Source organism: Pseudomonas sp. Fl5BN2, from assembly GCF_009908205.1.
Taxonomy (GTDB): domain Bacteria; phylum Pseudomonadota; class Gammaproteobacteria; order Pseudomonadales; family Pseudomonadaceae; genus Aquipseudomonas.
Map to the genome: position 1 here is coordinate 58,800 of NZ_JAAARL010000013.1, position 17,762 is coordinate 76,561.

At 63.9% G+C, this 17,762-nt stretch carries 15 protein-coding genes; 6 read left to right on the plus strand and 9 right to left on the minus strand.

Features of this window, described 5'->3' with window-relative positions; translation table 11 throughout:
* Positions 1-105 precede the first annotated feature (105 nt).
* The gene (locus tag GV819_RS19060; RefSeq protein WP_161757598.1) at positions 106-1,044 is read left to right on the plus strand and encodes a LysR family transcriptional regulator; all 939 of its coding nucleotides are present in this window, start codon (positions 106-108) and stop codon (positions 1,042-1,044) included.
* 12 nt (positions 1,045-1,056) lie between these two features.
* Here GV819_RS19060 and GV819_RS19065 read toward each other — a convergent pair whose 3' ends face one another.
* The 7 genes from GV819_RS19065 to GV819_RS19095 form a co-directional block, all read right to left on the minus strand.
* Positions 1,057-1,422, minus strand: a complete 366-nt coding sequence (locus tag GV819_RS19065; protein ID WP_161757599.1) for a 5-carboxymethyl-2-hydroxymuconate Delta-isomerase — start codon at positions 1,420-1,422, stop codon at positions 1,057-1,059.
* Positions 1,423-1,502: 80 nt separating this feature from the next.
* Entirely contained in the window at positions 1,503-2,693 is a 1,191-nt protein-coding gene (locus GV819_RS19070; RefSeq protein WP_161757600.1) for a low temperature requirement protein A, read from the minus strand.
* 106 nt (positions 2,694-2,799) lie between these two features.
* Complete coding sequence (locus GV819_RS19075; protein WP_161757601.1) at positions 2,800-3,732, minus strand: LysR substrate-binding domain-containing protein; 933 nt, start codon at positions 3,730-3,732, stop codon at positions 2,800-2,802.
* Between the two features lie 99 nt (positions 3,733-3,831).
* The gene (locus tag GV819_RS19080; protein ID WP_178126040.1) at positions 3,832-5,169 is read right to left on the minus strand and encodes an MFS transporter; all 1,338 of its coding nucleotides are present in this window, start codon (positions 5,167-5,169) and stop codon (positions 3,832-3,834) included.
* A gap of 79 nt (positions 5,170-5,248) precedes the next feature.
* On the minus strand, positions 5,249-6,181 hold the full coding sequence (locus tag GV819_RS19085) for a 3-keto-5-aminohexanoate cleavage protein (RefSeq protein ID WP_161757603.1): 933 nt from the start codon (positions 6,179-6,181) through the stop codon (positions 5,249-5,251).
* A 99-nt stretch (positions 6,182-6,280) separates the two neighbouring features.
* Entirely contained in the window at positions 6,281-7,069 is a 789-nt protein-coding gene (locus GV819_RS19090; RefSeq protein ID WP_161757604.1) for an SDR family oxidoreductase, read from the minus strand.
* A complete protein-coding gene (locus GV819_RS19095; RefSeq protein WP_161757605.1) occupies positions 7,066-7,782 on the minus strand; it encodes a GntR family transcriptional regulator in 717 nt (238 codons plus the stop codon). The genes GV819_RS19090 and GV819_RS19095 overlap by 4 nt, the downstream gene beginning before the upstream one ends.
* A gap of 308 nt (positions 7,783-8,090) precedes the next feature.
* Here GV819_RS19095 and GV819_RS19100 point away from each other — a divergent pair, with 308 nt between their 5' ends.
* The 5 genes from GV819_RS19100 to GV819_RS19120 all read left to right on the plus strand — a co-directional run bounded on the left by GV819_RS19100 (position 8,091) and on the right by GV819_RS19120 (position 15,269).
* Positions 8,091-10,211, plus strand: a complete 2,121-nt coding sequence (locus GV819_RS19100; protein ID WP_161757606.1) for a 3-hydroxyacyl-CoA dehydrogenase NAD-binding domain-containing protein — start codon at positions 8,091-8,093, stop codon at positions 10,209-10,211.
* 16 nt (positions 10,212-10,227) lie between these two features.
* Positions 10,228-11,412 (plus strand): acetyl-CoA C-acyltransferase, encoded by a 1,185-nt coding sequence (locus tag GV819_RS19105; protein WP_161757607.1) that lies wholly within the window; start codon positions 10,228-10,230, stop codon positions 11,410-11,412.
* A gap of 10 nt (positions 11,413-11,422) precedes the next feature.
* A complete protein-coding gene (locus GV819_RS19110; protein ID WP_161757608.1) occupies positions 11,423-12,610 on the plus strand; it encodes an acyl-CoA dehydrogenase family protein in 1,188 nt (395 codons plus the stop codon).
* Between the two features lie 10 nt (positions 12,611-12,620).
* Positions 12,621-13,763, plus strand: coding sequence for an acyl-CoA dehydrogenase family protein (locus GV819_RS19115; RefSeq protein ID WP_161757609.1), 1,143 nt, complete (start codon positions 12,621-12,623; stop codon positions 13,761-13,763).
* Between the two features lie 252 nt (positions 13,764-14,015).
* Entirely contained in the window at positions 14,016-15,269 is a 1,254-nt protein-coding gene (locus GV819_RS19120; RefSeq protein ID WP_178126041.1) for an OprD family outer membrane porin, read from the plus strand.
* A gap of 97 nt (positions 15,270-15,366) precedes the next feature.
* Here the strand turns inward: GV819_RS19120 and GV819_RS19125 are convergent, their stop codons facing one another.
* Positions 15,367-16,335 (minus strand): NAD(P)H-dependent flavin oxidoreductase, encoded by a 969-nt coding sequence (locus GV819_RS19125; protein WP_161757610.1) that lies wholly within the window; start codon positions 16,333-16,335, stop codon positions 15,367-15,369.
* Between the two features lie 31 nt (positions 16,336-16,366).
* Positions 16,367-17,722 carry an MFS transporter gene (locus tag GV819_RS19130; RefSeq protein ID WP_161757611.1) on the minus strand — a complete coding sequence of 452 codons (1,356 nt, stop codon included), beginning with the start codon at positions 17,720-17,722 and terminating at the stop codon, positions 16,367-16,369.
* Between the last annotated feature and the right edge of the window lie 40 nt (positions 17,723-17,762).

A 17,762-nucleotide genomic window follows, 5' to 3' on the forward strand; every position in this document is an offset into this window, starting at 1 on the left:
CTGTCCGCCAACCCCTGTCCCGGGCATTTAATCAAGACCATCGTTCCGTTAGCATCGACCCGGTTTGTGCGCCACCGGCGCCAGGTGCCCAGCGAGACGGAAAGGATGCTCATCAGCAATGTGCTCAGAAAACTCGACATGCAAGACCTCATGGTCTTTATCGCGGTGTACGAGCAAAGCAGTGTCACCGGTGTTTCGGAAACCCTCTGCGTCAGCCAGTCGACCGTCAGCTACTGCCTGAAGAAACTGCGCAACGGCTTCGAGGACGAGCTGTTCATCAACACCCGCACCGGCATGCGCCCGACCTACAAGGCCACCAGCATGTACAGCCACGTGCTGAAAATCCTCGAGAGCATCAACCTCTGCCACGGCGGCGCCCCGGCCTTCGACCCGAGCCGCCAGGCGGTGACCTTCACCCTGTGTGCCCCAGAATACTTCGAGCTGCTGATCCTGCCGCGGCTGCTCAAGGGCTTCGACTATGCCGACCTGCCGGTGACGGTCAACGTGCAAAAGCTGGAGACCGATGTGCCCGCCGATGAATTGCGCGATGGCAGCATCGACCTGGTGATCTGCTTCGGCCCGAACTTCCATCGCAGCCACGCCGACCTCAAGTCACAGATGCTGCTGGAGGATGACCTGGTGTGTGTCTTCGACAAGCGCGCGACACCGCCCAAGGAGCCGCGTTTCAGCCTGCAGTCGTTCATTGAGCGACGTCACGTGTTTCCCACGCCCTGGACTTCGGACAGCAACATGGTGGATGGCTGGCTGGCCCGCCAGGCCCAAAAGCGGCAGATCGTTGCCCGCTCCAACAGCTACAGCGCGGCGCTGAAGATGATCACCGGCACCGACTTCATCCTCACCCTGCCCCGGCGGATCCAGGCCCTGCTGGCCAATGAAGTGGTGTTCAACCATTGCGAGGCCCCCAGCGGTTTACCGGGGTTCACCCTGGACATGCAATGGAGCCAGGACAGCGATCAGGACAGTGCGCAAACCTGGTTCCGCGAGCAGGTGGTCAAGGCCTGCGCCGAACCGGGCCTGCTCTAGGGGCTGTTGCCATTAGCGGCCGATGGCAGCCTTGCTGTAGGAGACGCGGTCGATATCGATAATCTCCACGCACAACTGCACCTGGATGTTCGCCGGCCAAGGCGCCAGATCCTGCAACACCGCCAACAGGTGCTCGGACACCTGCTTCTTGATCTCTGGCGAACGGCCGCTGAGCAGGGCCAGCTTGACGTGGACAAAGGCTCGTTCACCCAGGCCGGTGCCGACCCGGAACGACTCGACTTTCACCGCACGACTCTTGATGTCGAACTCATCGGCAAACTGCCCGGACGCCACCAGCCCATGGTTGAGCCGCAGCAGCGCCTTGTCGACGTCCAGCTGGGGCAGGTTGGCGGTGTATTCCATATACAGGTGCGGCATGGCAGAGCTCCCGGTCAGTCAGGGGAAAAGGCGCTCCATACTACACAAGCGCGCCGCAGCGATTGAATTATCCCTTGGCCTCATTGCCCTGCCGTCGTCGCCCGCTCACGCAGGGCCAGGGTTTCCCAGGTGGCCACGACCACCATCACCAACGTCGTCAGGCTGCCCAGCGCCAAGGCGGAAAACACCTGGCTCCAGGCCGCGGGCAACAGCAGCAGCAAGGCAGCCAGCCCGACCAGATGGGACAGCGGCGGCAACCATCGATCATTCATCACCCACTTGAACAAGGCGCAACCCAGCAGGAACAGCCAGGGACCACCGACGATCACCAGTACCCCCGCCGAGCTGGCGTGATCCGGATGCACCAGCACCAGCTCATCGGCCACGGCACTGACGATGACCCCGGCGACAATCAGCAGGTGCAGGTAGGTGTAGGCGATCCGCGCCTGTCGTCCGGGGTCCTGGGAATGGGCAATGCGGTGGTGGGCGCGCTCGGCGCCACTGTCGAAATACACCCACCACATGGCGATGCTGCCGAGCACCGCGACCACAAACCCCAGCACGCCCTGGACGCTGGTGGCCAGCTCGGCGAAGGTTGCGCCAGTGACCAGCAACGACTCGCCCAGGGCAATGATCACGAACAGGCCGCAACGCTCGGCCATGTGATTGCCCTCGACATTCCAGTCCTCAAGGGTCGAACGCCCCAGCCCCGGCACCCAGAAATACACCGACGGTGACAGCACCTCGATGGCCAGGGCCAGGGCCCAGAAGGCCAGGCGCGAAGTCCCTTGCAACAGGCCACCGGTGATCCAGAAGACCCCGGAGAGCATCAACCACAACAGAATTCGCTGGAAGTTGCGGGTCATGTTCAGCGGCTCGCCGCGCACCGCCCACAAGGAATAGGCTGTGCGCCCCACCTGCATGAACACGTAGGCGCCGGCGAACAACAAGCCACGCTCACCAAACGCCTGGGGAATCGAAGACGACAACAGCAGGCCGGCCACCATCAGCACAAACAGCCCGAGGCGGATCGGCAGGGTTTCCGGGTCCAGCCAGTTGGTGATCCACGAGGTGAAGATCCATACCCACCACACCGCCACCATCAGCAAGGCCACCTGCAGCGCCCCACCCAGGGACAGATGCGCCAGCAACGAGTGGGACAACTGGGTCACGGCAAACACGAACACCAGGTCGAAAAACAACTCGACCATGCCAACCTTGCCGCTGTCATGGCTACCACGGCCACGCAACAGTGAGTGGGAACGACTCATGGGCACTCTCCATCGATCACAGAGGATTCACAGAGCAAAGCAGGCGCTGGGACTCATGCCAGGCGTCTGCCCGTAAGCGACTACAGGTTGTGGCCTCAGGTCGAGATCAGGACGAGTTTGGCTGGGCCAGGGCCGCCCGTTCGCCCATGAACGCTTCCAGCCGCGAGCGCAGCCAGCGTTCGGCGGGGTCGGTGTCCACATGGCTGAGCCAGACCATGGACAAGTCCAGGGTCGGGGTCTTGAAGGGATAGGGTTCGACGAACAACTGCCCGGAAGCGGCCATGGCCGCCGCCGCGTAATCCGGCAGGCTGGCAAGCATGTCAGTGCCCGCCAGCAAGGCCGGTAACGAGCTGTACTGCGGCACCGACAGCACCACCTGGCGAGTCCGGCCGATCTCTGCCAGCCATTCATCGGCAAAACCGGCAACGTTGGCGGTGTGGGACACCAGCACATGGGGGCGTGCGCAATATTCGTCGAGGGTCAGCGGGGTTTCGCTGGCATCGGCCCGCAGCACGCTGGGCTGAATATGCCGCAGCAGCTTGCGCTTGGCGTTGGCCGGCAGGCCACGGGTCTGGCTGATGCCGACGGTGATGTCGCCAGAGGCCAGCAGGTCGGGAATGCGCCAGTAATCCACATGCTGTACCACGACCACCACCTGCGGCGCTTCCTGGCGCAGGGCCCGTAGCAAAGGGGGCAGCAGGCCGAACTCGACATCGTCGGAGAGCCCGATGCGAAAGGTCATGGTGCTGCTGGCGGGATCGAAATCATGGGTCAGGCTCAGGGCCGAGGACAGTGCATCCAGGGCCGGCGACAGATGCTGGATGATCTGCTCGGCACGGGCCGTGGGCTCCATGCGATGGCCGACGCGAATGAACAGCGGGTCATTGAACATCGCCCGCAATCGATTGAGCGCGGAGCTGATGGTCGGCTGGCCGAGAAACAGTTTTTCCGCCACTCGGGTGACGTTGCGTTCCAGCATCAACGCCTCGAACACCACCATCAGGTTGATGTCGGCCTTGCGCAGTTCATTGCGATTCATCGGCGATGCCCCATTCCCCAAACGGAGCTCAGTGTAGAAAGGCCCGGGGGCTGGCGTCCAGACAAGATCGGCCGCCTGGCACGCGCCCCCGGAAACGACTCAGGCAGGGTTTCTCAGCGACCGCCCCGCGCCCGCCGCACAATCACCGCGCTGGTCCTCATGCCCCTGGCGCAAGCGCCATGCTGCCAGCGCCGCGACCAGCAGCACCAGGGCAATCACCTTCAGCCCGCTCATGGCATCGCCGGTGCTCAGCTCGATCGCGCCCATCACCGAGGGGCCGACAAACCCGCCCAGCAGCCCGCAGGAGTTCACAAAACCCAGGCCGCCGGCCAGGGCCGCACCTTTGAGCCGCGAAGCCGGGTACAAGAAGATGATCGACTGCACCACAAAGAACATCAGCGCCGCCACACAGAACCCCAGCAGGCTGAACAGCGGCCCGGAAAACGCCGCGATCAGCAGCCCCAGCGCCATCACCAGCAAGCCGCACACCAGCAGGCGCCGGGCCCGCTGCGGATCGCTGGCCAGCCGCGGCAAGGTGATGGCGCCGAGGGCAGCGGCGATCCATGGCAACGAGGTCAGCAGGCCGACGCTCATGAGGCTCAGGTTGCCGTACTTGCTGATGATGCTGGGGAGGAAAAAGATCACCGTGTAGACGGTGATCTGATGGCAGAAGTAAACGAAGATCGCCAGCATGATCTGCGGCGTGAAGCACTGCTTGAACGAGTGCCCGCCCTGCCCCGCGCCCTCATCGGCTTCGCGGGCCAGGCGCTGCTCGATGGCCTGGGCTTCTTCGGCGCTCAGCCAGGGGGCCTGGCTCGGGCGATCCGGCAGGCGGCGCCAGACCACCCAGGCAAAAAACACCGCCGGCAGCCCTTCGAGCATGAACATCCACTGCCAGCCGTGCCAGCCCAGCACGCCGTCCAGCTTCATCAACGTCGCGCCCAACGGTCCGCCGATGATGTTGGCCAGGCACACCCCCAGCAGGAAGTAGGCGGTGGCCCGGGCCCGTTGCTGACGATCGAACCAGTAGGTCAGGTACAGCATGACTCCGGGAAACAGGCCGGCTTCGGCAACGCCCAGCAACAGGCGCAGCACGTAGAACGACGTCTCGCCCTGGACGAAGGCCATGGCGGCGGAGATCAGCCCCCAGGTGACCATGATCCGGGCGATCCAGAAACGCGCGCCGACCTTGTGCATGATCAAGTTGCTCGGCACCTCGGACAGCGCATAGGTCAAGAAGAACAACCCCGCCCCCAGCCCATAGGCCGCGGCGGAAATACCCAGGTCGACATCCAGTTGGTGCTTGGCCAGGGCGATGTTGGTGCGGTCGAGAAAACTCAGGACATAGGCCGCGATCAGCAGCGGCATGAGCTTGAGGAACATCAGGCGGGTCAGCTGTTGCTGATCCCGGGGAGCGGCAGTGGTCGCCGTGTTCATGGGCATATCCCTTTGTAGTTGTTATGCGGGATCGCCAGCGGCCCTGGAGCCAGGACCACCGGCACTGGGCCTTCAAGGGTCAGAAAGCGACCTGGTCACGGCCCTTGAGTCCGAGCAACGCCCGGGCTTCGTCCGGGGTTGCCACACGGCCGCCCAAGGCTTCGATGACCGTGCGAATGCGCCGTACCTGATGGGCATTGCTCGCCGCCAACTGGCCGGGACCGTCCCATAGGGAATCCTCCAGGCCGACTCGGGCATGGCTGCCCATGGCCAGGCCCATGGTTGCCAGGGGAATCTGGTTGCGCCCGGCGCCAAGGATCGACCAGTGATAGTCATCGCCGAACAGACGGTCAGCGGTGCGCCGCATATGCGCCAGGTCCTCGGGGTGACCACCGATGCCGCCCCGCAGGCCGAACACCGACTGGATGAACAACGGCGCCTTGAGCAGGCCACGCTCGAGGAAGTGCGCAGCGGTATACAGGTGGCCGATGTCGTAGCACTCGATCTCGAAGCGCGTGCGATTCTCGGCGCAGACGCTGAGGATGTGCGCGATGTCGCGGAAGGTATTGCGGAAGATCCGGTCGTCGCTTTCCTCCAGGTACGGGCGTTCCCAGTCGTGCTTGAACTCGGTGAAGCGGTTGAGCATTTCGTACAGGCCAAAATTCATCGAACCCATGTTCAGCGAGGCCAACTCCGGCTTGAACTCCAGCACCGGCTGCAGGCGTTCCTCGACGCCCATGGTCGGTGCACCACCGGTGGTGAGGTTGATCACCACATCGCTGGCGGCCTTGATCTGCGGCAGAAAACCGCGGAACAGTTGCGGGTCCTGGCTTGGCCGCCCGTCCTCCGGGTCCCGGGCATGCAAGTGCACGATGGCCGCCCCGGCTTCGGCCGCAGCGATGGCCTCGGCGGCGATCTCCCTCGCGGTGATCGGCAAGTACGGTGACATCGACGGGGTATGAATCGCACCGGTAACGGCGCAGGTGATGATCACAGGCGTTTTTTCAGACATGACGGTACTCCGACTTTTATTCTTGATGAAAAAAATCCCAGGGTGTCGCTGCTGGCATTCACCGCTGATGAGCCTCAGCGGTGTGGGTGGCGGTTGCCGCTAGAGGTACTCGACGTTGCCGTCGATGCTGATCGCCTGGCCGGTGACATTGCGGGCCGCCGGCGAACAGAGGAACAACGCCATGGCCGCCACGTCTTCGGCGCTGACCATGCGTTTGAGAGAAATCTTGTTCAGGTATTGCTGGCGCATCTCGGCGATCGGCACCCCGGTCTGCTCGGCCCGGGCCTGGATCACTGCGTCCATGCGCGGCCCCTCGACAATCCCCGGCAACAGGGCATTGACCCGGATATCGCTGGCCCCCAGCTCCGCAGCCAGGGATTTCATCAAGCCGACGATCGCCCACTTGGTGGCGGCATAGGGGGTACGCCAGGCATACCCCAAGCGTCCGGCCACCGAAGCGATGTGCAGCAAATGCGCGTTGCCCGAGGCCTTGAGCAAGGGCACCGCGTGGTGGGCAAAGCGGTATTGCGCGGTCAGGTTGATATCGATGGTGCGCTGCCAGTCCGCATCGCTGAGCGTATCGATCCCCGCAGTGGGCCCGGCGATACCGGCGTTGTTGACCAACACATCCAGGCCACCGAAATGGTGCACCTGAAGCGCGAACAGCGCCTCGATCTGTGCTGGGTCGGCGACGTCGGTGCGGGTCGCCAGCGCCGCGGGGTAACGATCACGAAACGCCGCCAGGGCCGCTTCGCTGACATCACACACATGCACCTGGGCCCCAGCTTCAAGGTAAGCGCCAGCCAGCACTTCACCGATGCCCGCCGCACCGCCGGAAATCATCACCCGCAGACCTGGATAAGGCTGTAAACGCTGCAAGACACTCATGCCCGAGCTCCTTTGACTGCCTGCGCCTTGGTGCTCTTGGCCAGCAACCGACCGAGGGAATCCGCGGCCTGCATGATGTCGTCGGTGACCGCCGCCCGTGCGCCGGGACCATCGGCAGCGGCCAGGGCCTCGACGATGCGGTTGTGCGCTTCCATGGAGCGTTGCAGGTGGGCCTTGTCCGGCGCCACCAAGGCGAAACAAGGGCCCATGTGCAGCCAGAAGTTCTCCACCGCAGCCATGGTCAGCTCGGCCCGGGCCACCGCATAGATGCGCCGGTGAAAGGCGAAGTTGGTCCACAGGTAACGGGACACATCCACCTCATCCGCGGCCTTCTGCATCTGCCGGCAAAGCTCGGTAATTTCTTGCAAGTCGCTCTGTTGCAATTGCTGCACGGCCTTTTCCGCCAGCAACCCTTCCAGGGCTACCCGGGCATCACGGATTTCCCGCAGGCGCTCCACCGTCATCATGCGTACCCGCAAACGGGAGGTTTCGGTGACTTCAAAGGCGTTTTCCGCACTCAGGCGCTGCAGGGCCTCACGTACCGGCATGGGGCTGGAACCCAGGGCTTCGGCCAGACCGCGAATGGTCAGTTTCTGCCCGGGCTGAAAGCGCCCACTCATCAAGGCTTCGCGGATCTGCCGATACACCTGGTCCTGCAAGGTATCGCGAGAAACCTGACGCAACGTGGGAAGACGGGTTGGACCTTCAGACATGGGATGTACCTGTGTTGTGGTTCTTGTGCTCGACAATATGTGATCACAAATCAAATATGTCAAACATCCCGCTTGGGCCTGAAAGAGCAATAGAGGGTGCTTTTTCAGCAAAATCTGATTTTCTTATTTCGCACTGCGAAACACTATTCCGTATTGACCACATTATTCATTGGTGACAGGATTATTTTCGCCAACTGATTCAAACAGCGGAATCGAGCTGTTGATGACTGCTGTGCTGTCCTGCTGCCACCTTGAAACCATGCCGCGTCAATCGGCCTCTCACTGCCCTTCACCCGGAGACTTCTGCAATGAGTTGCGACACCCCCCTGCCCCCCGTCGAATCTGTGTTGCTGGGAGATATCCTGGTGCTGACCCTCAACAACCCGCCGGTCAACGCCCTTGGGGTGGAGGTCCGCCGCGGGCTGCTGGCGGCCATCGACAGCGCTGCCGACAACCCGGCGGTCGCAGGCATCCTGATACTCGGCGCGGGACGGCACTTCTGCGGCGGCGCCGATATCCGCGAATTCGGTAAAACGCCTCAGGCGCCGACGCTGCCGGAAGTGCTCAAGCGCATCGAAGACAGCGACAAACCGGTGTTGGCAGCGATCCATGGCGTGGCACTGGGGGGAGGCCTGGAAATCGCCCTGGCAGCCCACTATCGGCTGGCGCTCAGCGGCGCTCGGCTGGGCCTGCCGGAAGTGCTGCTCGGCCTGCTTCCCGGTGCCGGCGGCACGCAACGCCTGCCACGCCTGATCGGCGCCAAGGCCGCTCTGGAGCTGATGCTCAGCGGCCGCCACTTGAATGCCGAAGAGGCTCTGGACCTGGGTCTGGTGGACCGCCTGGGAGACAGTGACGATGCCCTGGCCGAAGGCCTGGCCTACCTGCAGCAGTTACTGGCCAGCCACGCCGGCGTCAGGCGTACCCGGAATGCCCAGGCCCTGAGCCAGCAGAGCAGCCAACGCGCAGCGATCGACGCGGCCCGCGAACAGGCCGCGCAAAAATCCCGCGGCCTGCTGTCGCCACAGAACATCGTTCGCGCGGTTGAAGCGGCCCTCGACCAACCCTTCGAGGACGGCCTGCGGGAAGAGCGCCGACTGTTCCAGGAGTGCCTGGAGAGCCCGCAACGAGCTGGCCTGGTGCACGCCTTCTTCGCCGAACGCGAGGTGCTCAAGGCCCCCGAGACCCGCACTGCCAAGCCCCGCGCCATTGAACAGGTGGGAGTGGTCGGTGGCGGCACCATGGGCGCCGGCATCGCCGTGGCCGCGCTCGACGCCGGTCTGCGGGTGATCATGATCGAGCGCGACCAGCCTGCGCTGGCCCGAGGCTGCGCCAATGTCGAAAAGGTCTACGACGCACTGATCGACAAAGGCCGCCTGAGCGCGGCCGACAAAAGCGCCACCCTGGCACGCTTCAACGCCAGCACCGACTACCAGGAACTGGCCCAGGCCGACCTGGTGATCGAAGCGGTGTTCGAGGAGATGGCGGCCAAGCAGGCCGTGTTCAGCCAGCTGGACCGGGTGTGCAAGGCCGGTGTGGTACTCGCCAGCAACACCTCCTACCTGGACATCAACGCCTTGGCCGACAGCATCTCGCGCCCCAGCGAGGTCATCGGGCTGCACTTCTTCTCCCCCGCCAACATCATGAAGCTGCTGGAGATCGTGGTCCCGGCCAAAGTCGCCCCAGAGGTAGTGGCCAGCGCCTTCGAACTGGCCAAAAGACTGCGCAAGGTGCCGGTACGTGCCGGAGTCTGTGACGGTTTTATCGGCAATCGGATCCTCGCGGTCTATCGCCAGGCAGTGGACTGCATGATGGAAGACGGCGCCTCGCCCTATCAGATCGACCAGGCCCTGCGCGACTTCGGTTACCCCATGGGCACCTTCCAGGTGGCCGACCTGGCGGGCGGCGACATCGGCTGGGCGACCCGCAAGCGCAAGGCCGCCACCCGCGATCCCCGGGCCCGCTACGTGCAGATCGCCGACCGTCTCTGTGAGCGCGGTTGGTTCGGACAGAAAACCGCTCGCGGTTATTACCTCTATGCCCAGGGGCCACGCAGCGCCAGCCCGGACCCGCAAGTCCTGGCGATCATCGATGCCGAGCGAGCACGGGCCGGGATCACCCCACGCTCGTTCAGTGACCCGGAAATCATCCGCCGCTACATGGCCGCGATGATCAACGAAGGCGCCAACGTCGTGCATGAGGGCATCGCCCTGCGTCCGCTGGACGTGGACATCACCTTTATCCACGGCTACGGCTTCCCGCGCTATCGCGGTGGCCCGCTCCACTATGCCGACCAGTACGGCCTGCCCCAGGTCCTGGCGGACATCCGTGAATTCGCCGAAGAGGATCCGTTGTTCTGGAAAGCCTCGCCCCTGCTGGTGCAACTGGTGGAGCGCGGCGAAAACTTCGACAGCCTCAACCACACCCACTGACCAAGGAGGACGCCCCATGCGCGAAGCCGTTATCGTCGCCACCGCACGCACGCCCCTGACCAAGGCCCATCGCGGCGAATTCAACATCACTCCCGGCCCGACCCTCGCGGCCTTTGCAGTACGCGCCGCAGTCGAACGGGCAGGCATCGATCCGGGTCTGATCGAAGACGCAATCCTCGGCTGCGGCTACGGTGAAGGCACCACCGGGCGCAACGTTGCGCGCCAGGCGGTGATCCGCGCCGGCTTGCCCGTCAGCATTGCCGGCACCACGGTCAACCGTTTCTGTGCCTCGGGCCTACAAGCCATCGCCATGGCAGCGGGACGCATTGTGCTGGACGGTGCTCCCGCGATCATTGCCGGGGGGGTGGAAAGCATTTCGCAGATCCGCGGGCGCGGCGCCAGCGACGACCCGGATATCGATCCCTGGCTCTTTGAGCACAAGCCTGAACTGTTCCTGCCGATGATCGAAACCGCGGACATCGTGGCGGCGCGCTACGGCATCAGCCGCGAGGCCCAGGACCGCTTTGCGCTGGAGAGCCAGCGCAAGACCGAAGCGGCACAACTGGCCGGCCGCTACCGCGAGGAAATCATTCCCTGCACCACCACCATGGCCGTGACCGACAAGCACAGCGGCGCCGTCAGCCAACAGCGGGTCACCGTGGATGCCGACACCTGCAACCGCCGTGGCAGCACCTACGAGGCCCTGGCCAAACTCGAACCGGTGCTGGGCCCTGAGCGCTTCATCAGCGCCGGCAATGCCTCGCAACTGTCCGACGGCGCCTCGGCCTGCGTGCTGATGGAAGCGCGGGAAGCAGCCCGGGCCAACCTGCAACCCCTGGGGGTGTTTCGCGGCATGGCCGTGGCCGGCTGCGAACCCGACGAAATGGGCATTGGCCCGGTGTTCGCCGTGCCCCGGCTGCTGGCCCGGCACGGCCTCAGGGTCGAGGACATCGGCCTTTGGGAACTCAACGAGGCTTTCGCCTCCCAGGCCCTCTACTGCCAGCAGCGGCTGGGCATCGCCGATGAATGCCTGAACGTCAACGGCGGGGCCATCGCCCTCGGCCACCCGTTCGGCATGACCGGTGCGCGCCTGGCCGGCCACGTGCTGCTCGAAGGCCGCCGCCGCGGAGTGAAATACGCCGTAGTGAGCATGTGCATCGCTGGCGGCATGGGCGCCGCCGCGCTGTTCGAAATCTATTGAGGACGTCGACATGGACCTGAATTTCACCGAACAAGAAGAAGCCTTCCGCGATCAGGTGCGACACTTTCTCGCCGACCAGTTGCCAACGCACCTGCGGGACAAGGTGGCCAATGGCGAACACCTGTCCAAGGCGGACATGGAGCAATGGCATTCGATCCTCAACGCCCGCGGCTGGCTGGCCAACCACTGGCCCGTGGCGTTTGGCGGACCGGGCTGGAGCGCCGTGGAGAAATTCATCTTCGAACTGGAGTGCGGCCTGGCCAACGCGCCGCGCATCGTGCCGTTCGGGCTCAACATGCTGGGGCCGGTGCTGATCAAGTACGGCACCGCGCAGCAGCAGGACTATTGGCTGCCACGCATCCTCGATGGCCGCCACTGGTGGTGCCAGGGTTATTCGGAACCCGGCGCGGGCTCGGACCTGGCCGCGGTGAAAACCACGGCGGTACGCGAGGGCGATCACTACCTGGTCAACGGCCAGAAGACCTGGACCACCCTCGGCCAGCACGCCAACATGATTTTCTGCCTGGTGCGCACCAACCGCGAAGCCAAGCCCCAGGAAGGCATCAGTTTCCTGCTGATCGACATGGCCAGCCCCGGAGTCGAGGTGCGACCGATCATCACCCTGGAAGGCGCCCACGAAATCAACGAGGTGTTCTTTACCGACGTGCGAGTGCCGGTGGCCAACCTGGTGGGCGAGGAACACCAGGGCTGGACCTGTGCCAAGTACCTGTTGACCTACGAGCGCACCAACATCGCCGGGGTCGGTTTGTCCATGGCGGCGCTGCAGCGCCTCAAGCAGTTGGCCGCGCAGCGCAGCCGCAATGGCCGGCCGCTGCTCGAGGACCCGGAGTTCGCCGCCCGCCTGGCCCGGGTCGAGATCGACCTGGCAAACATGCAGACCACCAACCTGCGGGTGATCGCAGCGGTGGCCGGCGGCGGTGCCCCCGGCGCAGAAAGCTCGATGCTGAAGATCTGCGGCACGCAAATCCGCCAGGAACTCACCTCGCTGCTGCGCCGGGCGATGGGCCCCGCGGCCCGGGTCATGCTGGCGCCAGACACCCCCGAGACGCTGGACCTGGGCCCAGGGTTCGCCAGCAGCGCGACGGCGCAGTACTTCAACAATCGCAAGCTGTCGATCTTCGGCGGCTCCAATGAAATCCAGAAAAACATCATCTCGAAAATGATTCTCGGGCTCTGAGGGCGCGCACATGAACTTCGAATACAGCGCAGAACGGCGCATGCTCGCCGACAGCTTGAACCGCTTTATCGCACAGCAGTACAGCCTGGAAAAACGCCAGCAGGGCCTGCAATCGGCCCTGGGATTCAATGCCGATATCTGGCGCCAACTGGCGGAGCTAGGGGTGATCGGCGCCCTGTTCAGTGAAGCCGACGGCGGCTACGGTGGCGACGGTTTCGACCTGGCCCTGGTCTTTGAAGCCATGGGCCGCGGACTGCTGGTGGAGCCGCTGCTGGGCAGTGCGTTACTGGCCGGCGACGCCATCGCCGTGGCCGGCAGCGAGGCCCAGAAAGCCGAGTTGGTGGACATCATCGACGGCAGCCTGATCGCCGCCCTGGCCCATGAAGAACCCGGCAGCCACTATGAAATCAACCGGGTCGCCTGCCGCGCCGAGGCCGACGGTGCCAGTTGGCGCCTGGACGGCATCAAGAGCCTGGTGTTGCACGGCGCGCAGGCCGGGTTGCTGGTGATCTCGGCGCGCACTGCCGGAGCCCTCGACGACAGCCAGGGCATTTCTCTGTTCCTGGTGCCGACGGACACTCCCGGCCTGGAGATCCAGGGCTGTGCCACCGTTGATGCCGGCCCTGTCGCGCAAGTGCATCTGCACAACGTGATCCTGCCTGGGCACGCCTTGCTGGGCACCCTGCATCAGGGTTACTCGACCTTGGAGCGGGCCATCGGCCGTGGAGTGCTGGCGCTGTGCGCGGAAGCCCTGGGGGCTATGGAAGCCGCCAAGCTGGCGACCCTGGACTACCTGCGTACCCGCCAGCAATTTGGCCGACCGATCGGCAGTTTCCAGGCACTGCAACATCGCATGGCAGTGTTGCTGCTGGAGATCGAGCAAGCACGCTCGGCGGTGATCAACGCCGCAGCGGCCCTGGACGCCGATCGCCTGACTCGTGAACGGGCGCTGTCGGCAGCCAAGGTCAGCATCGGCCGCATCGGCACCCTGGTGGCGGAGGAATGCATCCAGTTGCACGGCGGTATCGGCATGACCTGGGAACTGCCCCTGGCCCATTACGCCAAGCGACTGGTCATGATCGACCACCAACTGGGGGACGAAGATCATCACCTGCAACGCTACATCGCCCTCGGCAAAGCACTGACCCCATGAACCACCCGGACCGGCGACGACCAGACCACACCGAAAGCGCTGAAGGTGTCGCCGCCTTCCTGGTCCGGGGCGCAGCGAGCTGTCTGACGCTGCTCTGCCCCCCTCCCCGCTGAGCCCCAACCCTGCCGCGTTCAGTACCCTCGTCGCGTAGCGGGGTCAGGGCAGGCTGCATCCAGGTTTTTTCCAGAGCCGGTCCGGCATCGGCTCAGCCAAGGTTTTCTCACTATAAAAACAACAAGAGCGGTGAACACCATGCATTCGATAGCCAACACTTGCCTGCCCTGGTCCACTCTGCTGGGCGGTTGCGTGCTGCCGCTGATGTGCCAGGCGCAATGGCTGGAAGACAGCCAGCTGACCCTGGGCGCACGCAACTTCTACATGAACCGCGACTTCCATGGCGAGCGACCACCGCAGAACAAGGCCGAAGAGTGGGCACAGGGTTTTACCCTGCGTTACCAATCCGGTTTTACCGATGGCCCCCTGGGCCTGGGGGTCGACGGGCTTGGCTTGCTGGGCATCAAGCTGGACTCCGGCGGTGGCACCAGCCATACCGGCGCCCTGCTGGTCGACGGCAATGGTGACGTGGCCAACCAGTACGGTTCTTTCGGCGTCACCGCCAAGGCCAGGCTCGCCCAGAGCGTGTTGAGCATCGGCACCCACGAGCCGCTGCTGCCGGTGGCCTTTCGCAACGACACCCGCCTGCTGCCGCAGACCTTCAATGGCGCGCAACTGGTGTCCAGCGATATCAAGGACCTGAGCCTGACCCTGGGTCAGTTCGACAGCGTGCGCCAGCGCAACTCGACGGATTACGAAGACCTGCAGATGTTCGCCCTGGCCAGGAACGGCCGCCAGGTCGCCGGCCGGGTCGACAGCAATCGCTTCACCTACAGCGGCGCCCACTACAGCATCCGCCCCGATCTCAAGGCCGGGTATTTTTATGCCGAGCTCAAGGACAACTACCGCCAGCACTACACCAACCTGACCCACACTGCAGCGCTGGGCAAAAGCCTCTCGCTGAAATCCGAACTGCGCTACTTCCACAGTTCAAGCCTGGGCCGGGCCGAGGTCGACAACCGCCACCTGGGAGTCATGGAAACCGTTGCCTATCGGGGCCACGCCCTGAGCTTCGTCTATCAGAACCAGAGCGGGCGCAGCGGCATGCCTTTTCTCAGCGGCACCGACCCTTATGGTTTCAATACCTCGACCTACAAGAGCTTCGTCAACGCTGGGGAGGATTCCTGGCAACTGCGCTACCGCTACGATTTCACCGCCCTGGGTGTGCCCGGCCTGAGCTTGATAAGCCGCTATGTGCGCAGCAACGAATTCAGGATCGGCCAGCAGCAAGGCCGCGAGCAGGAACTGGATACCGACCTGGCCTATGTGATCCAGAGCGGCCCGCTCAAGGACCTTGGCGTGCGCTGGCGCAACGTGGTGTATCGCGCCAACTACACAGCCAATGTCGATGAAAACCGCCTGATCCTCGACTACAGCCTCAAGCTCTGGTAGCGCCCAAAGCCGACAGCACTGCATCGCCCCGACACGACGCTGCCGGCATCTGCCGGCAGCTCGTGGAAAACCTTGCCCCCCAAACCTTACCTAGCGCTCAAGGCATGCTGGCGCGAAGCGCGTGGCAAGCCTCCTGGTACTCCCTGGCCAGGCGCGCCACCCGCTCCTCGGTGGCCACTACCGCGTCGAGCACGCCAATGCCCTGGCCACAGCCCCAGATTTCCTTCCAGGCCTTGGGCCGTTGACGCTCGGAACCAAAATCCATCTGCGTCGGATCACTGCTGGGCAGGTCCTCCGGGTCCAACCCGGCCGCTGCCAGCGACGCTTTCAAGTAGTTGCCATGCACTCCAGTGATCAGGTTGGTGTAGACGATATCCTCCGCCCCCGACTGGCGGATCATCTGTTTGTAAGCCGGCACCGCATTGGCTTCCTCGGTGGCGATAAACGCCGATCCTATGTAGGCCAGGTCCGCCCCCAGAGCCTGGGCCGCGAGAATCGAACGCCCTGAGGCAATGGCCCCGGAAAGCAACAGCGGCCCGTCGAACCATTGGCGGATTTCCTGGACCAGGGCAAAGGGCGATTGGCTGCCTGCGTGCCCGCCAGCGCCGGCCGCCACTGCAATCAGGCCGTCGGCGCCCTTGTCGATGGCCTTGCGCGCGAAGCGGTTGTTGATCACATCGTGCAGCACAATGCCGCCGTAGCCGTGCACCGCCTGGTTGATCTCGGGCCGCGCGCCCAGGGAGGTGATGATGATCGGCACCTGGTACCGCACACACACCGCCATGTCCTGCTCCAGGCGGTCATTGGAGCGATGGACGATCTGGTTCACCGCAAAGGGCGCCGCCGGCTGCTGCGGATGCAGCCGGTCGTGCTCGGCCAGGGCCTGGGTGATCTGCTCGATCCACTCTGACAAGCGCCCGGCCGGCCGCGCGTTCAACGCCGGGAACGAACCGACGATCCCGGCCTTGCACTGGGCGATCACCAACTCGGGGGTGGAAATGATGAACAACGGCGCAGCCACTACCGGCAAGCGCAAACGCTGCGTAAGGATCTTCGGCAAGCTCATGCTCTGGCTCCTGTGCCATTAGCGAAAGGCTTCATGATTCGGCCATGGCCACTGCGGCCTTGGGGGCCCTGGCAAGGCCGGTGCTGACCAGCACCAGAGCCCCGGCCAACAGGTACATCACGATCCCCAGGTACATGCTCGATACATGCCCCCCGGTATGGCTGTTGATCACCCCGCTGAGCCAGGGCGTCAGCGCCGGTCCGAGGTTGCCCAGGCTGCTGATGAAAGCGATACCCCCGGCGGTGGCGGCGACCGACAGATACTCGCTGACCAGGGCGAAGAAGATCGGCGTCCCGGCCTTGATCCCCACGTAGGCAAAGCCCAGGGCCGTAACCGACAGCAGCAGATGGCCATTCAACAAGGTAGTGATCGCCAGGCCGGACACCGCGATGGCCATGCAGCCGACAAAATGCCAGCGGCGCTCTCGATGCTTGTCAGAATGCAGGCCGATCAGCACCATCCCGACGATCCCGACGATATTCGGAATCGCGGTAATCAACCCCACCTGCATCAAGTCCTTGATGCCCCAGCCCTGGATCAGGCTCGGCATCCAGAACACCAGCATGTAGGTGGCGCCGAGGAACATGAAGTACGCGGTGGACAGCAGGTAGATCCTGGGGTCGCGAAACATCTGCCGGAGGCTGTCCTGGGACTTGTGCCGGGCGCTTTTCAGGTCTTGGGCCATGTCGTCGTCCAGCAGCCGTTTTTCCTCCTGGCTGAGCCACTTGGCCTGCTCCGGGCAGTCCTGCAGGTAGAAGAAGGCCACCACCCCCAGCACGCTGGCCGGCAAGCCCTGGAGCACGAACATCCATTGCCAGCCACTGTAGCCGGCGACGCCGTTGAGGTACTTGAGAATACTCCCCGAGACCGGCCCGGCTATGAGCCCGGCGACTGCGGCGGCGGTCATGAAGATAGCGATGACCTGGCCTCGTCGAGGTGCTGGAAACCAGTAGGTGAAATACAGGATCACTCCCGGAAAAAAACCGGCCTCGAATGCCCCCAGCAAGAAACGCAGGATGTAGAACTGCAGCGGCGTGCTGACGAACATCATCGCCGCCGCCACCAGGCCCCAGCAGAACATGATGCGTAGCAGGGTCTTGCGCACGCCGCTGCGTTTGAGCATCAGGTTGCTGGGGACCTCGAAGAGGAAGTAGCCGATGAAGAAGATACCGGCGCCCAGGCCATAGACCGCATCGCCAAAAGGCAGGGTCTGTTTCATCTGCAATTGTGCGTAGCCGATATTGACCCGATCGAGGAAGGCGATCATGTAGCAGAGCATCAGCAATGGCAGCAGGCGCCAGCGAATCTTTGCGTACAACGATTCAAGCTGCTGGGTGTGTTCGGGCAAGGCGTGCGGATCTTGGACAGTTATTATTTTTGTAGTCATGGTCGTCTCCGGCGGAGTCGGTGGTTACCGCATCAAGGGA

What these genes read in the sequence shown, in the direction of transcription:
- GV819_RS19075 (WP_161757601.1), bottom strand. Translation starts at nt 3,732, where the DNA reads ATGAATCGCAATGAACTGCGCAAGGCCGACATCAACCTGATGGTGGTG.
- GV819_RS19090 (WP_161757604.1), bottom strand. Translation starts at nt 7,069, where the DNA reads ATGAGTGTCTTGCAGCGTTTACAGCCTTATCCAGGTCTGCGGGTGATG.
- GV819_RS19130 (WP_161757611.1), bottom strand. Translation starts at nt 17,722, where the DNA reads ATGACTACAAAAATAATAACTGTCCAAGATCCGCACGCCTTGCCCGAA.
- GV819_RS19120 (WP_178126041.1), top strand. Translation starts at nt 14,016, where the DNA reads ATGCATTCGATAGCCAACACTTGCCTGCCCTGGTCCACTCTGCTGGGC.
- GV819_RS19080 (WP_178126040.1), bottom strand. Translation starts at nt 5,169, where the DNA reads ATGAACACGGCGACCACTGCCGCTCCCCGGGATCAGCAACAGCTGACC.
- GV819_RS19100 (WP_161757606.1), top strand. Translation starts at nt 8,091, where the DNA reads ATGAGTTGCGACACCCCCCTGCCCCCCGTCGAATCTGTGTTGCTGGGA.
- GV819_RS19105 (WP_161757607.1), top strand. Translation starts at nt 10,228, where the DNA reads ATGCGCGAAGCCGTTATCGTCGCCACCGCACGCACGCCCCTGACCAAG.
- GV819_RS19060 (WP_161757598.1), top strand. Translation starts at nt 106, where the DNA reads ATGCTCATCAGCAATGTGCTCAGAAAACTCGACATGCAAGACCTCATG.
- GV819_RS19110 (WP_161757608.1), top strand. Translation starts at nt 11,423, where the DNA reads ATGGACCTGAATTTCACCGAACAAGAAGAAGCCTTCCGCGATCAGGTG.
- GV819_RS19065 (WP_161757599.1), bottom strand. Translation starts at nt 1,422, where the DNA reads ATGCCGCACCTGTATATGGAATACACCGCCAACCTGCCCCAGCTGGAC.
- GV819_RS19125 (WP_161757610.1), bottom strand. Translation starts at nt 16,335, where the DNA reads ATGAGCTTGCCGAAGATCCTTACGCAGCGTTTGCGCTTGCCGGTAGTG.
- GV819_RS19085 (WP_161757603.1), bottom strand. Translation starts at nt 6,181, where the DNA reads ATGTCTGAAAAAACGCCTGTGATCATCACCTGCGCCGTTACCGGTGCG.
- GV819_RS19070 (WP_161757600.1), bottom strand. Translation starts at nt 2,693, where the DNA reads ATGAGTCGTTCCCACTCACTGTTGCGTGGCCGTGGTAGCCATGACAGC.
- GV819_RS19115 (WP_161757609.1), top strand. Translation starts at nt 12,621, where the DNA reads ATGAACTTCGAATACAGCGCAGAACGGCGCATGCTCGCCGACAGCTTG.
- GV819_RS19095 (WP_161757605.1), bottom strand. Translation starts at nt 7,782, where the DNA reads ATGTCTGAAGGTCCAACCCGTCTTCCCACGTTGCGTCAGGTTTCTCGC.